General features: G+C 40.6%; 12 protein-coding genes. 5 read left to right on the forward strand and 7 right to left on the reverse strand.

Annotated features, from left to right (window positions below; genetic code table 11):
- Positions 1 to 7 precede the first annotated feature (7 nt).
- Entirely contained in the window at positions 8 to 625 is a 618-nt protein-coding gene (locus V7K69_RS08565; RefSeq protein WP_335033238.1) for a DUF4231 domain-containing protein, read from the forward strand.
- An 87-nt stretch (positions 626 to 712) separates the two neighbouring features.
- Here the strand turns inward: V7K69_RS08565 and V7K69_RS08570 are convergent, their stop codons facing one another.
- Positions 713 to 3490, reverse strand: a complete 2778-nt coding sequence (locus V7K69_RS08570) for a M16 family metallopeptidase (RefSeq protein WP_335033240.1) — start codon at positions 3488 to 3490, stop codon at positions 713 to 715.
- Positions 3491 to 4058: 568 nt separating this feature from the next.
- Between V7K69_RS08570 and V7K69_RS08575 the strand changes: the two genes are divergently transcribed.
- Entirely contained in the window at positions 4059 to 4541 is a 483-nt protein-coding gene (locus V7K69_RS08575) for a hypothetical protein (RefSeq protein WP_335033242.1), read from the forward strand.
- Positions 4542 to 4800: 259 nt separating this feature from the next.
- On the opposite strand, the gene V7K69_RS08580 is transcribed toward V7K69_RS08575, so the two are convergent.
- The 6 genes from V7K69_RS08580 to V7K69_RS08605 form a co-directional block, all read right to left on the reverse strand.
- On the reverse strand, positions 4801 to 6894 hold the full coding sequence (locus tag V7K69_RS08580) for a prolyl oligopeptidase family serine peptidase (RefSeq protein ID WP_335033245.1): 2094 nt from the start codon (positions 6892 to 6894) through the stop codon (positions 4801 to 4803).
- A 399-nt stretch (positions 6895 to 7293) separates the two neighbouring features.
- A complete protein-coding gene (locus V7K69_RS08585; RefSeq protein ID WP_335033247.1) occupies positions 7294 to 8469 on the reverse strand; it encodes a DNA double-strand break repair nuclease NurA in 1176 nt (391 codons plus the stop codon).
- Positions 8470 to 8717: 248 nt separating this feature from the next.
- Positions 8718 to 9503 (reverse strand): HAD family hydrolase, encoded by a 786-nt coding sequence (locus V7K69_RS08590; RefSeq protein ID WP_335033249.1) that lies wholly within the window; start codon positions 9501 to 9503, stop codon positions 8718 to 8720.
- Positions 9504 to 9641: 138 nt separating this feature from the next.
- Complete coding sequence (locus V7K69_RS08595) at positions 9642 to 10211, reverse strand: Rieske 2Fe-2S domain-containing protein (RefSeq protein WP_335033251.1); 570 nt, start codon at positions 10209 to 10211, stop codon at positions 9642 to 9644.
- Positions 10212 to 10265: 54 nt separating this feature from the next.
- The gene (locus V7K69_RS08600) at positions 10266 to 11117 is read right to left on the reverse strand and encodes a metal ABC transporter permease (protein ID WP_335033253.1); all 852 of its coding nucleotides are present in this window, start codon (positions 11115 to 11117) and stop codon (positions 10266 to 10268) included.
- Between the two features lie 66 nt (positions 11118 to 11183).
- Positions 11184 to 12008, reverse strand: a complete 825-nt coding sequence (locus tag V7K69_RS08605) for a metal ABC transporter ATP-binding protein (protein ID WP_335033255.1) — start codon at positions 12006 to 12008, stop codon at positions 11184 to 11186.
- Between the two features lie 89 nt (positions 12009 to 12097).
- Between V7K69_RS08605 and V7K69_RS08610 the strand changes: the two genes are divergently transcribed.
- The 3 genes from V7K69_RS08610 to V7K69_RS08620 all read left to right on the forward strand — a co-directional run bounded on the left by V7K69_RS08610 (position 12098) and on the right by V7K69_RS08620 (position 14437).
- The gene (locus V7K69_RS08610) at positions 12098 to 13114 is read left to right on the forward strand and encodes a metal ABC transporter substrate-binding protein (protein ID WP_335033257.1); all 1017 of its coding nucleotides are present in this window, start codon (positions 12098 to 12100) and stop codon (positions 13112 to 13114) included.
- A gap of 128 nt (positions 13115 to 13242) precedes the next feature.
- A complete protein-coding gene (locus V7K69_RS08615; RefSeq protein ID WP_335033259.1) occupies positions 13243 to 13578 on the forward strand; it encodes a hypothetical protein in 336 nt (111 codons plus the stop codon).
- 121 nt (positions 13579 to 13699) lie between these two features.
- Positions 13700 to 14437 carry a hypothetical protein gene (locus V7K69_RS08620; protein ID WP_335033261.1) on the forward strand — a complete coding sequence of 246 codons (738 nt, stop codon included), beginning with the start codon at positions 13700 to 13702 and terminating at the stop codon, positions 14435 to 14437.
- The last annotated feature ends 271 nt before the right edge of the window (positions 14438 to 14708 follow it).

The following is a 14708-nucleotide window of genomic DNA, read 5'->3' on the forward strand; positions in this document are numbered from 1 at the left end:
GTGAATAATGGCAAAAAAAGATAGTTATCAGGAATTTTTAAAGGAAGATTTTAACAAATTATTTGAAGGTATGAATTTAGGCGATGGGCAAAAGCATTTTTTGCGATCGCGCTGGTTAGACCAAGTACTCTGGATGGAAGGCAAGGCTAATTTATCACGCGATCGCCATTATTGGTTGCGGATAACAACTATTATTGGCGGTGTAATTCTTCCCGCATTGGTAAGTTTAAACATTAATACTACTCAACAAGTTAACGAAAGAGTCAAGAATGTCATTATCTGGTCAACTTTTGGTTTGAGCCAAATAGTTGCTATTAGTGCTGCTGTTGAAGAGTTTTTTCACTATGGAGAACGTTGGCGACACTATCGCCGTACAGTCGAATCTTTGAAAACTCAAGGGTGGCAATTTTCACAGTTAACAGGCCCTTATCGTAATTATACAAGCCACGAACAGGCGTTTAATGTTTTTGCAGGTAATGTAGAAGATATTATTCAACGAGATGTGGAAATATATGCTACTCAAGTTGTTCAAGACAAGAAAGAAGAACAACAGAGTCAAGAAAATTATATTTTAATGCAAAATACAAAAATAACTAATTCGGAAGAAAAGAAAGAGGAAGAATAAAATCGGGAAAACAATATATGGTAAAAGCGATTCAATTTTAGATTTTGGATTTTTCTTCAATCCAAAATCTAAAATTAACTTAGCTAATTAACCGCCCTTGGGTACAGTTTCTCCAGGGCCTGCGGTGACAATTACCAAATTTTCTGGCTTAATTAAATCCTCAATTGCCTGTTGCATCTGAGCCATAGTGACTGCTTGAATCCGTCGGGGAAAGTCTCGGATTTCCGAACGTGAAAGTCCCAAGATAGCATTATCCAAAATGATGCTTGATACATTACTGGGATTAGCCAAATCCACGGGGTAGCTATTAGTAATTGAGCGTTTTGCCGTGTTGAATTCAGCCTCAGTTACTCCTTGCTCGCGCAACTGTTTAAGTAAAGCGAGAGTACTGGCGATCGCTTTTTGGGTATCTCCAGGAGCAGTCTGCATCTGAATCAAGAATGGGCCGGGATTGATGCCGGCGGCAAAATCACTATAGATACCATAGGTTAGACCGAGGCGATCGCGCACTTCCGTACCCAAGCGGCTTGATAAGGTATCACCACCCAAAATTTGATTCAGTATCAGTGCTGCATAATAACGTGGATCTTTGCGAGAGATGCCGTTGTAGCCGATGTAGGTAACAGCCTCAGCTTTACCAGGAATTATTTTATTTAAACGTGTTGAAGTTTGCGGCAATGGCACGGATGATATTTTCAGCACAGGTGGCTTACCTGTGGCTTGCCATTTGCCAAAGGACTGATTTAGTAAAGTTTTTACCTTAACTGGATCGAAGTCTCCAACTATTGCGATCGTTGTGTTATCTGGTCGGTAGTGTGTCTGATAGAAGCCAAGCAAATCATCACGACTAATGGCTTTTAAGGTCTCGAATGTGGGAAAGCTATGGAATGGATGATTTTCAGGATAAATTGCCTGCTGGAATACTTGTCGTCCTAGTCCTCTAGGATCATCTAGCTGGACTTTAAGACCTGTCAACGCTCTTTGACGGCTCAATTCTAGCTGGTCGGCTGGGAAAGTGGCGTTTTCTAACACATCTGCCAGAGTTTGAATCAGTATCGGCAGGTTTTTTGAAAGTCCTTCACCGCTAACGTTCACTCCTTCACGGCTAGCACTAAAGCTCAAATCGGCTCCCAGGTCTTCTAAGGTTTTTGCTAGGGTAAGAGCATTTTTAGTCTGCGTCCCATTCATTAAGTTGGCCGCAGTCAGATTCGCTAATCCAGCTTTTTGATTCCCGTCAAATTCAGTACCAGCGTTAATTTGTCCACTCAGGTTAATGGTGGGGAGACTGCGATCGCGTAACAACAAAACCCGCAAACCATTATTTAAAGTAAACTCTTCTGGTAGCGATTGTTTGGCCGAATCTGTAGCTGATGTGGCTGGTGGGAGATATTTAGCTAGTTCTGCTGGATCTATAGGTTTACCGGGGCTGAAATTTTCCACTGTGCGACCAGACCCAGCGCTAGAAGTCCCTGGTTTACCATCTGGTTGAGTCGGCTCAAAGAAGCCGATAGTTTGTTTAGCCGGATTTAGGTAAGTTTTCGCTACTTTCTGGACTTGGGCTGGAGTGACTTTAGCGATCGCAGCGAGATACTTTTCTATAAAGCGATAATCACCCGCGATAGTTTGGTTATATCCCAGTTGGGTAGCCTGACTAGTAATATCTTGATTACCCAAGATATACGAAGCTTGCAGTTGCGTCTTCGCCCGGTTCAATTCTTCTGTGGTGACAGGCTGCTGTTGCAACTTTCCTAAAGATTCCTGAAGCACCTGGGCAATTTTACTTAACTCTTGACCTGGAGCCGCCGTAGCATTAATTTCATACCAACCTGGTTCGATGAGTTCGGCAGCACCGCCACTTACTGAACTGGCAAGTCCAGATTCTACCAAAGCCTGGTAAAGTCTAGAGCTACGTCCACCTGTGAGAATGGCATCCATGACATCAATTGCCGGCACATCAGGATGCTTGATATCTGGTAAAGGATACACTGCTTGTAGTAGTGCCGCGCTTCCAGGTTGCTTCAAAACAATCGGTGCTTTTTTAGTAGTAGGGGTAACTGGAGAAGATGGAGCGACATTTCCCCTTACATTGCCCTGTTGCGATCGTTTTGCCAACTTCCCATAAGTTTCTTTAACAACTTTGAGTACAGGTTCCGTGGCAAAATCCCCCGTAATTACTAACGTGGCATTTTCTGGACTGTAGTAGGTTTGATAATAATTCCGTACCTGCTCCACCGTGAATTTCTCGACATCAGCTTTTGTGCCTCCCACTGGTAAGCCATAGGCTCTGTTAGGGAAAGCATCTCGCATCACTTCCCTACTTAGACGATAGCCTGGTGAATTTTCATACCCCTGTAACTCGGAGATTACCACCCGCTTTTCACTTGTCAGTTGTTCAGCCCCAATTAAGGAATTTTCCATGCGATCGGCTTCCAGTGTCAACAATGCTTCGAGTCTGTCTCGTTGCACTGTGCCAAAATAAGCTGTTTCGTCATAACTAGTAAAGGCATTGAACTGGCTACCCAAGGCACTAAACAATCTTCCAAACTGCACTGGGCGGGCAGTTGTACCCTTGAACATCAAATGTTCTAGCTGGTGAGAAATGCCATTTTCTCCCTTAACCTCGTTACGGGAACCAACTTTATACCAAACTTGCACACTCACCACTGGAGCAGTATGAACTTCCTTGGTTAGCACTGTTAAGCCGTTGTCCAACACCGTTTTTTTAACCCCTTGGGTGAATGAGGCCGCAGATACAGGTGCGACTGCTGCCGGTGTTGCAGCATTTATGAAATTGCTCGAAAAAGGCAAAAAAGTTAGGAGCAGACTGAGAAAAAAACCTATAAACATATATGAACGTAACTTCATAAGCAATGCCAAATGCAAAATTTCTAATTTTGAAGAAGAATTCAGAAGCGCAGTCTGGGACTCCGAAACTCCGTTCAGAATCAATTAGTAGGAGACTCAGTACCTCTGTGCTATCTGCCAGTCGTACAGCATTTATTCTGTAGCTTGCTTCCCTGAAAGGGTATTCTGCCTCCTGAATTCTGTTTTGATAAAACAAAACCTTAGTACCACTTCGTGGAAGTCAAAAGACTTACATTCTCGGCTTTTTTAACATTTTTAATGGTAGCTTTATTTTTCCTATGCCGTAATAGTCGGTTTTCACGTTGACTTATTTGCCATACACTTACAAACTAGTCCACAATAATGGTATAAAAAGTTTTACTCCTATCCCAAAACACTCATTTCATCTTTTCAAGACAGATGTAACTTTACTTACTGTTACTAATTATTGTAATTATATTAACAACTATTGCAATGTGTTCCATTTGACAAGTGTTTTGGTATTGCTACTTCTACGATTAGTTTGATTCCTAATTGTTATCCCATCAGGGTAGGTATCTCCGTCAAACTAGCAAGAAATTTTTGAGATATGCAAACAAGAAACTTAATTCCATCATTCGCATTAGGTATAGCTTTAACAGCAATACCTGTATTACAGTCTCATGCCTTAGAAGAAAAAACACCGAACTTATATAATTTCACAGGATATAATTCCAAAGGCGAGAAAGTCAGTATTAATTACTCAGCATCAAGCATTACTGGCAAGCCTCTTTTCAACTATCAAGATCAGAAACAGACATTAAACTTTCAGGGAGATGAGATCCGTACTGTCGAAACGGAAATTGGTACACTAGTGACTGTGACTATTAAAAAGACTGTAGATACTGGTTCCACCACATTTAGCTTGCTCATCCCCCATGTAAACCTGGGGTATAGCAACGAAGTCAAAATTGTAACTAACGGAATCACAACATTAAATCGGTTTTCTACGATTCCTCAATTCAACCAAGGGCAGAAACAAACTTATACAATCATCCATCTCAAGGGGACAGCCCAAGCTGTCGCTTTTTAAGCACAAGAGTGATATAAAAGCATCTAAGTTGCATAACCTAATTAAATATAGCTCTTGTGGGGCGGTCATCTTGCCCGCCCAGCTTATGTAATTTCAATGTGGGATTATTACCTGTGAGAAGAAAATCAGGGTTTTAGTATTATTTGCCTAAGTCCTGAGAAGTTTAACTTCTTGCTCAAATGAAGGAAAACTTTAAGGGTGAAGGTAAATAGTTGCTTCTGTTTTTCTCCACCCTTATCAACAGAAGCATTACATTATACTAAACTTCTACATCTAAAGTACGTACCAAAAAAGCCCATTTATCTGCGGCTTCCTCGATAATTTTAGCAGTGGGTTTACCTGCACCATGTCCTGCCTTAGTCTCAATTCTAATTAAGACTGGCGCATCACCTGCGTGAGCTTCTTGCAAAGCGGCGGCAAATTTGAAACTATGAGCAGGAACAACGCGATCGTCATGATCGGCTGTGGTAATTAAGGTTGCTGGGTAAGCTGTATCTGGTTTGATGTTGTGGAGTGGCGAATAAGCATACAGCGCTGGAAACTCTTCGGAATTATCTGCTGAACCATATTCAGAAGTCCAAGCCCAACCGATGGTAAATTTGTGGAACCGCAACATATCCATCACGCCGACAGCGGGTATTGCTGCACCAAACAAATCGGGGCGCTGTGTCATGCAAGCACCTACCAATAAGCCACCATTACTACCACCTGCGATCGCTAGCTTCTGTGTCTTAGTATATTTATTAGCAATCAACCACTCAGCTGCACCAATAAAGTCATCAAAGACATTCTGCTTTTTATCCTTCATTCCTGCTTGATGCCATTCTTCGCCGTATTCTCCACCGCCGCGTATATTGGGCATAGCATAGATACCACCCATCTCCATCCACACCAACAGACTCACAGAAAAGCCAGGTGTCATTGAGGCATTAAAACCACCATAAGCATAGAGATAAGTGGGGTTATTTCCATCTAATTTAATGCCCTTTTTGTGCGTAATAAACATGGGTACTCTAGTACCATCTTTGCTCTGATAAAAAACCTGTTTTGTCTCATAATCATTAGGATTAAAATCTACCTCTGGCTGGCGAAAAACAGTACTTTTACCAGTTATCATATCGTAGCGATAGATGGTTCCTGGTGTAGTAAAGCTGGTGTAACTATAAAAAGTTTCGGTATCATGGCGTTTTCCCCCAAAACCTCCGGCTGAACCGAGTCCAGGTAATTCTACCTCACGAATAAATCCGCCTTTTAGGTCAAAAATTTTGATTTGGCTATGAGCATCTTTGAGGTAATCAGCAACAAATTGGTTATTGAGTATGCCTACACTTTCTAAGGTTTCTGCTGATTGAGGAATAATTTCTCTCCAATTTTCTGGTGTAGGGTTTTGAGTGTCAATTGCAATAACTCTTCCGCGTGGTGCATTTAAATCTGTGCGGAAATAAAAGATGCTATCATCATTGTCGATAAAGCTGTAATCTGCCTCGAATTGGTTAATTAATTCTACGACTTCAGCATTAGGGTTAGTTAAATCTTTGAAGAAAACCAGATTTTTGGAGTCAGTACCCAGCCAAATAGAAATTATTAGATAATGTCCATCTTCAGTAACACCACCACCAAAACCCCATTCTTTTTGGTCAGGACGATGATAAATTAGTACATCTTCTGATTGAGGTTTACCTAGTTGATGATAGTAGAGCTTTTGATAATAGTTAACATCTCCTAATTGAGTTTTTTCATTCGGCTCGTCGTAGCGACTGTAGAAGAAACCTTGATTATTATGTGTCCACGATGTACCAGAAAATTTAATCCACTTCAGATGGTCTTGTAAGTCTTCACCAGTTTCAACATTGCGTACTTTCCACTCTTGCCAATCAGAACCAGAGGTGGATAGACCATAAGCTAAAAGTTTTCCATCCTCGCTAATAGACAATCCAGAAAGAGCAACAGTGCCATCTTCTGAGAGTTGATTAGGATCGAGTAAAACTTTGGGTTGATCTTCGAGGTTTTTGAGAGTGTAGAGGACACTTTGGTTTTGCAGTCCATCATTTTTAAAATAAAAGTAGCGTTTGGTAGAAACGTCTCCTAGAGATTCGCCTTCTTTAAAAGGGATACCATATTTTTCATAATCCCAAAGTTTGGTGAGGCGCTGTTTAATTTTTTCCCTGGCAGGAATTTCACTCAAATAGCCAAAGGTAATTTGATTTTGTGCCTCAATCCAAGCCCTTGTTTCTTCAGAGTCAGGATCTTCTAACCAACGATAATAATCTGCGACTAAAGTACCGTGGTAGTTATCGACTTGGTTGCTTTTCTGGCTGGATGGGTAGGTGATAGATTTTTTAGATGAAGGCATAATCTTAGGTTGAAGTGCTTCTTTACATACTACAAAGATAGACCTAAGACGTGGGGCATACATTGACCAAACCTGCGGAAAATTCTCATCGGAAAGGGTAACAGCCAGGTTTCTACTCAGCAGCAAGCAGCCCCGTTAGGATTTGAATCAGCAAGAAAAAACTATAATTTGCTTAAAGGGTGATTTATCTTACTCCTTAGACCAATTCTGTATGAAGATGCGCTAAACCATAAGTAAAAGAAAGAAAAACGAACCGCAAAGGACGCAAAGGACACAAAGAAAGAAGTTAAAAAGGTTTGGCGCAGCCTCACAAAGAAATGGTATTAAACCAAAAATGCTAGAGGTATCGTTACAGCTTTCCTTTTGTTATTCTTACAAGAAACTCTACGGGATGAATTATTAAGCAATACTCCCCCGCTTTCTAGCTTCTTTGTAGGAAGTTCCGACATTTTTTAAACCAGCTTTAATCATTTGTTGTTCTAGGAGGGCAAAGAAACGCGCTCTATCGCCACCTTTTACCACTGCTTGATTATGCGCTTCGGCGATCGCAACTGGATAGCCATATCCTTTTTGCACTTGTGCTAACATCAGCCCCAGTGCTTGATCTAACATGGTTGCATTCTCCGCTACCCACGCCGGAACTTCGATTCGAGCGATTTCAGTGCCAACGTGGACATAGCAAAAATAAATGGTTTGCTCGCCGTAAAGTTCGAGAATTGGGGAATTACTCCGCCAAAGGGTGCTGCGTTGTCCTGGTTTGAGCCGGGTTGACCAAACAGAAGTATCTCGCAACTGTTCAAAAATTTTACAAGGTACTTTTTCTAGCTGATTTGGGCAATGACTTTTACAGTCTGGCACTGGATGGGGACAAGCCAATAAGCGTAAAAAGTTCATTGTTTCGATGCTGCGAGAGGCGCTAAGATAACCCATCAGGGGAATTTGAGCATCACGCATTTGCTGCCAAGCTTCCAGAATGGGGGGTAAAATGCGATCGCGTGCGTCCATTGGTAATTGTTCTAAAAACCAGTAAATTAACGAACCATCTACCATTGCCAATGCTGGTGCTTCCCCTTTAGCTGCACAGGCAAGTTCTGCTAAAACCGTTGTTTCTGATGCAGTGCGGCGGAAACTCATCCATTCCTCGGTTCTAATTCCCCACTGCCGAGACATATATAAGTCTTCTGGGCGGTAAAATACTTCTGGCAAACTATCGAGTAGCGGATGGCGATTTTGTCCGTAGTGTAAGACGACTCTGCCGATATTTAGGAGATAGCAGTAAGCAATTTCGTGATGGTTGGGGGCAATTTGGGAACCATCGGTAGCAATTACAGTATGAATTTTTGGGGGAACTGAGATATCGATGCTGGTTTCTAGCGGCTCAATTGGGGTAGCATTAGCAAAGAGAATGCGATCGCGCCATTTTTCCTGGCGATCGATTAAATCTTGTTGAGACTCATAAGCATTTTTTAGATGTTGTTGTGCCAATTCTAAACGCTGGCGACTGGCAGCAGCTTCTAAGGTAAGATGCTGACTTAAGCCCTGCATTTGTCGCGCCAGTTTTGTTAAATCAAGCATAAAGGTAAGTGATAAATTATAAATTTGGAGTGATAAATTTGGAGTTTTAGTAATTCATTATTATTTATCTATATATTTTAAATATCTCGCTTATTTGCCAATTTGCTAGAAAATTAAAATAATTCGTAATTGATAATTAGACTTTAATGATTGCTAATGTAATTCGTAATAAAAGTAAGTTGGGCATTTAGACCACTTACAAATTACGAATTACTTGAAAGTAGCAGGCAAAGCCCATTACGAATTAGTTAAAGCCAAGCAGGGAAATCTCTGGCAAACTGAGACAGTGATAACAAATAAATTTGTGGATCATTTTGAGCCGCTTCTCTTTCTGCTTGGGTGTTATAGCCCCAGTCTGCAAGGAACAGTTTCACATCTCCAAGGTCTGTTTGCTGTTGGACTAACTGCAATGTCTTGAGTCTATCTTCTACAAACCAGAGACTAACTGGCTTGTTTTCTGCTTGTTGCCTTAATTCTCGCAAAATTTCATATTTGGGGCGCTTGACTTCTTTGCCAAAAATTGCTGCTGCCGGTAAATTAACTCCTTCTTGTTGGAGCAACTGCTGTACAAAACGTACCTCTTTAGTGGTTACAATGTATAGCTTAACCCCACTGTCAAGAGTTAATTTGATTTTTTCTATTACACCCGGATAAAATCTATGCAGACTTAGCCAACCGTCTAAATCTGTAGTAATCCATTCATCACGTTGGTTATCTAGTTTTGCAGCAATGTCTTTTGCTTGTAGCTTGTCATTTAACAAAAGTTTTGGGGCGATGCTTAACCATTCATGAAGAATTTTCTCATCAGGAATTCCATCTACTAGCGCTTTGATTAAAACGGGCATTTCCCAACCCGTCTCAATTACAGGGCGCAGGCGATAGAATCTCAAAGCTAAATCATCTGCTGGTGTGTCGTTAGCTGGCGACCAAATTTCACAGTAGGTACGCCATGCTACCTCAAAATATTCAATTAGTCCGTCGCAAATCACTCCATCAAAGTCCAGGGCTAAAATCGTGGGACTACTTGCGGTCATTGTTTTGAGGATTAAAACTGCTGTTGTCAGCTTACCCGACAAATTTAAATTATGCAGTAATTTTTGTTAGTCTTTTAGAATTTCTAACTTGCTCAAAAAGTATGGTGGCATTGTCTAATCTAATTTGATATTGGTAGCTTAACGAGGATCTACGGCAGGTTTATGAGCAACTAAACGAACTTGATCTTGCTTGACTACTACAGTAATTAGTGGTAAAGAACGTTTTGCTGGGCCATGAACGACTCGACCCTGAGAATCATATTGAGATCCATGACAAGGACAAATAAAGTGATTCTTCTCAAGATCCCACTCAACTGTACATCCTAAATGGGTACAAGTTGGATTGATAGCATACTCAGCAATCTTTGGCCCGTCTTGAATGATCAGATAATCAACGCTATTGTCTGGCAAGCCTTTGACGAGAATTGGAATTCCAGACTTTGCAGTTGTCAATATTGCATTAGTTTCAATTTGCTTGCCGTCTTTGTCCAGCGCCACAGATCCGGGAAGATAATTTTCACAGCGCGAATTCTTTGGATAAAGTGAGCAAAGGGTTTCTAGGCTGATCTCACGACTTTGGCTGACTTTGGGAAATAGATATGCGATCGCTACTGATGCAACTGTACCACCTAGCGTATAAGTTAAAAAATCCCGGCGCGTTTTTATCCTAGCTGGAATTTTGCCGTTAGTAGAATAATTATCTTTCATGACCCGATATACCAAGAAAGGTCTACTAATATAGTACGGCGCGATCACAGAGAATTATTCTTTGGTTTGAAGTTGTTTACTTGTAAAAATACCGTATTTAGGACTAAATAATAATGCCAGCAAAAATAAACCCGATACGACTAAAACGATCGCAGGGCCAGAGGGCAAGTTATAAAAGTAGCTGAGGTACATCCCACTAATACTGGAGATTACGCCAATTACTGCACCCAAAATCATGACTTGGTTGAGACGCTTAACTAATAAATAAGCGGTGGCTCCTGGTGTAATTAAAAGTGATAATACTAAAATCACACCTACAGCTTTCATGCTGGCGACAATTGTTAAAGCTATTAGTACCATCAATCCAAAGTTCAGCCGATTAACCGGCAAACCCGCAGCTTGAGCGCCTAAAGGATCAAAGGTGTAAAATAAAAGTTCTTTATATAATAAAACAACAACTATTAAAACAATTGTGGCAATGATCGCAGTGTCTCGCACTTCATCAATAGTAACGCCAAGAATATTGCCAAAAAGGAAGTGATTTAAGTCGATTTTATTATCTTTTTGAATAACAGTAATTAGGGTGATGCCAAGGGCAAAGAATGCTGAAAAAACTATACCCATTGCCGCATCTTCTTTGATTGGCGATCGCACCCTAATCCAGGCGATCGCCATTGTACTCAAAACTCCGGCAATAAATGCACCAACATATATATTTGCTCCCACCATAAAAGCGATCGCTAGTCCGGGTAAAACTGAGTGACTGATGGCATCACCCAACAAGGCTAGGCGCTGTACCATTAGGTAGCTGCCGACAACTGCACACAACATCCCAACTAAAATGGCAATCACGAGCGATCGCTGCATAAAGCCATATTGCAATGGCTCAATTAATGCTTGTAACATATTTTGTCATTCGTCATTTGTCATTTGTCATTCGTCATTAATTAATGCCCTATACTCAATGACATTTTATGCAGCATCAGAAAAGTACATTACTTTACCGCTATAAGCACGATGCAGATTTTCTTCGGTGAGTACTTGTTGCCGTGAACCTGTGGCTATTACTTCACGGTTTAGTAATATTAAATCATCAAAGTGAGTGATTGATTCCCCTAAATCGTGGTTGACTACTAACACGATTTTGTTTTCGGCGGCGAGTTCATGGAAGACTTCAAAAACCACTGACTGGGTTTTTTGATCGATGCCTACTAGAGGTTCATCAAAGCAGAAAATTTCTGCTTGCTGCGTTAAAGCACGGGCTAAAAATACTCGTTGTTGTTGTCCTCCTGATAATTGTCCAATGGGGCGATCGCAATATTCGCTCATTCCGACTCTTTCTATGGCGCTTTTTGCTACTTGGCGACTCAGTGCTGAGAAGCTACGCAACCAGCCTGTTTTCTTTACCCGTCCCATCATGACTACATCCCACACTGTGGCGGGATAAGTCCAATCAATTTGGCTACGTTGTGGTACGTATGCAACTCTCTCTAATTGTTGCATCAAGGGTTTGCCTTGGCATAGCACCGTACCACTACTGACAGGAACCAAGCCTAACATTGCTTTCATCAACGTACTTTTGCCAGCACCGTTGGGGCCAAAAATACCCGTCAGTTTTCCTGGTTTGACGATACAGCTAACATCTCTTAAGGCTTCTTGTGTCCGGTAATATACCCCTAAATGGGCAATACTAATTGCTGCGGTGGAATTCATATCGAATTTGATAGTTTTTGCAGGTATTTCCTCTGTTTTTGTCTGCGGTAGACGAAATTTTGCCGGAAAAGAGACATTTTTCATAATCGGGTTTAAATATTTATTTCTTGAGCTTACTATAAAAATGAGAGAAATATGAAAAAATCTATAATTAGATGTAATATCCAACATAAATGAAACTAATACCAGAGATAGACGGCACTAATCCTTACGGCGAGGGAATAATCAGCAGGATGAAGGGAAAAATTCTTTTCCGGCTTTGTTTGGGAATGCTTTTGCCTTTGGCTTTATTAAGTTGTACACAGAAAGACTCTAACCCCAACACTGCCAAGGGGGATAAGCCGCGAGTTGTTGCAACTAGCACTGTCATTGCTGATTTGGCACAAGAGGTTGCAGGAGACGAAATTCAACTAAGTGGAATCCTCAAACCGGGTACTGATCCTCATGTTTACGAACCAGTACCAGCAGATAGCAGGGTTTTGGAAGAAGCTAACTTGATTTTGTATAACGGCTACAACCTGGAACCGGGACTGATTAAATTAATGAATGCTTCTGGTGGTAAGGCGCGGAAGATACCAGTGGGGGAAGCTGTCAAATCCTTGCAGTTGGATAAAGGCAAAGGCGAAATAGTGCCAGATCCGCACGTTTGGGGTAGTGCAGAAAATGCGATCGCCATGACAAATGCAATCCGAGATGCGTTGATTGAGTTATCACCTGAAGATCAAGACAAATTTACTCAAAAGGCATCACAACTTACGAATGAATTAAACCAGTTACATAGCTGGATTAATCAACAAATTCAAACTATCCCCGCAGATAAGCGGAAACTGGTGACAACCCATGATGCCTTTCAATATTATGGACGTGCTTATGGGATTGCGATCGCAGGTACTTTAATTGGCATTAGTACCGAAGAACAACCAAGCGCTCAAACAGTCCAAAGATTAGTTGAGTCCATTAAAAAGATCGGCGTTCCCGCAATTTTTTCTGAAACTACAATTAACCCAGCTTTAATTAAAACTGTTGCTCAAGAAGCGGGGGTGAAATTAGCACCAAATCAACTTTACTCTGATTCAATTGGTGCAAAAGGAAGTGATGGAGATTCTTACATCAAGATGATGGAGGCGAATACCCGTAGCATTGTAGAAGCATTGGGGGGAAAATACACGCCATTTCAACTAAAGAAGTAAATTTATCGGAGTAAATCTCTAACCTAAGACGTGTTCTTCTGAAAGTCTCTCCAGAGAAAGAACTTTTTGTATCTTTGATTTTTTAGAGTGTTATTAGCAAAGCTAGATGTTTAAATACCTGAAAAGCCATGACTGATAAAAATCAAGAAAATCAAATTCGTCAACCAGTAAGTGAAGATACACATTTACGCGAAGAACCAAATGTCAATGAAAGAAACTTAACAGCGAATCCTGGAGATAGAATTTCTGATGAACCTCAATCTGTAGAAGAAAAGGCTAAACAGGTAGCTGTGGATGATGTACCAGACATTACAGGCGACAAAATTACAGTCCCCACTTACTTTGTTGTGGATGAACCCGATGGCACAAAGAAAGCACTCCATCACGTTAAAGATGCTGAAGAGATTTCTGACATGATTCGGGAAGCACGAGTTGACGAAAATGGAAATCGAATTTGGTGGTAGTTATTCATTAAAGAGACGCGGGGACACGGAGAGTTATTTCTTTGCGTCCCCGTATCTGTTTTTTTGGATCAAGTTAGTTTATATAATGACAAATCTGGAACTTTTCCCAGGATGAACGATAATGCTAGATGTCACAAGTACCAAAGAATTGACATATTGGACTACACCAGAAATTAAAAATCAAATTTTAGAACTTGTTAAAGATCGCAATCTAGAGCCATTAAAAGCCAAAGTAGATTTTTATAAAAATGAATTAGCACCATACTTTGCAGAATTGAGCCGACGTAATCCCTTTGGGAAGGTTGCAGACCAAGTAGCGATCGTGACGGGAGTATGGGTACCAATATGGTCTACTATACCTTTTCAAGATATTTTACCTGGTAGGATACACGAGCAGTCTTACCAAATTTTTCATACTGATGGTTACTATGCAAATATTGCCCGTTATGCACCAGGACATCAATCTGGCTTTTGGCAAAAAATTGCATCAAAATTACCAGCTTATGACTTAATGCTGTTGCAAAAATATTCAGTTATAGATGAGAAGTGGGATATTAAAAATGTTGGGATATTCCAAGCATTGAAAAATAGAGAAATCCCCTTGACAATTGATGATGCAGATGAGTGGTTTACGACAACAGTCAAATCTAAATTTCAGGAAGCAGCACCAAATATAGATTTACAGCAAGAACTTATAGTAAAAGATATGGACAGGAATACTGTCAAAAAATTTAAAAAAGTTTACCTAGCTACTTCTTTTTTAGAGCATCTATATATAGATAATGATTTTCGGTTAGTTAAGAGTCAACGAGAAGCAACACAACGACCAAGTTATACAATAGCTATTCGTAGACGTTAAACTGACAAAATTTTTTAATTTTATGCAGCCACTACAACAACAAATTACTTCTCCCAACAGTTATAACTACCTGCTATTCTTGCCCAGTGGACTGCACCAAGACGTAAGTCTCAACGAAAAACAAGAGCCACTTTTGCCAACAATTCTATCTTTATACCAATTTAATATGAAGCTGTATAGAAAAGAGCCTCTAAAATAAAGTTATAAGAAGAGACAGATATTACCTGCTCAAGTGTAAGTTGGTCAAATATTTCTTGGATGCGATCGCGTA

The sequence above is a fragment of the Nostoc sp. genome (assembly GCF_036917775.1).
In the GTDB taxonomy this organism is placed as follows: domain Bacteria; phylum Cyanobacteriota; class Cyanobacteriia; order Cyanobacteriales; family Nostocaceae; genus Nostoc.

Bases quoted from the DNA above. Each gene is read 5' to 3' on its own strand.
- V7K69_RS08615 (WP_335033259.1), top strand. From the start codon at position 13,243: ATGACTGATAAAAATCAAGAAAATCAAATTCGTCAACCAGTAAGTGAA.
- V7K69_RS08620 (WP_335033261.1), top strand. From the start codon at position 13,700: ATGCTAGATGTCACAAGTACCAAAGAATTGACATATTGGACTACACCA.
- V7K69_RS08585 (WP_335033247.1), bottom strand. From the start codon at position 8,469: ATGCTTGATTTAACAAAACTGGCGCGACAAATGCAGGGCTTAAGTCAG.
- V7K69_RS08605 (WP_335033255.1), bottom strand. From the start codon at position 12,008: ATGAAAAATGTCTCTTTTCCGGCAAAATTTCGTCTACCGCAGACAAAA.
- V7K69_RS08600 (WP_335033253.1), bottom strand. From the start codon at position 11,117: ATGTTACAAGCATTAATTGAGCCATTGCAATATGGCTTTATGCAGCGA.
- V7K69_RS08580 (WP_335033245.1), bottom strand. From the start codon at position 6,894: ATGCCTTCATCTAAAAAATCTATCACCTACCCATCCAGCCAGAAAAGC.
- V7K69_RS08595 (WP_335033251.1), bottom strand. From the start codon at position 10,211: ATGAAAGATAATTATTCTACTAACGGCAAAATTCCAGCTAGGATAAAA.
- V7K69_RS08565 (WP_335033238.1), top strand. From the start codon at position 8: ATGGCAAAAAAAGATAGTTATCAGGAATTTTTAAAGGAAGATTTTAAC.
- V7K69_RS08570 (WP_335033240.1), bottom strand. From the start codon at position 3,490: ATGAAGTTACGTTCATATATGTTTATAGGTTTTTTTCTCAGTCTGCTC.
- V7K69_RS08590 (WP_335033249.1), bottom strand. From the start codon at position 9,503: ATGACCGCAAGTAGTCCCACGATTTTAGCCCTGGACTTTGATGGAGTG.
- V7K69_RS08575 (WP_335033242.1), top strand. From the start codon at position 4,059: ATGCAAACAAGAAACTTAATTCCATCATTCGCATTAGGTATAGCTTTA.
- V7K69_RS08610 (WP_335033257.1), top strand. From the start codon at position 12,098: ATGAAACTAATACCAGAGATAGACGGCACTAATCCTTACGGCGAGGGA.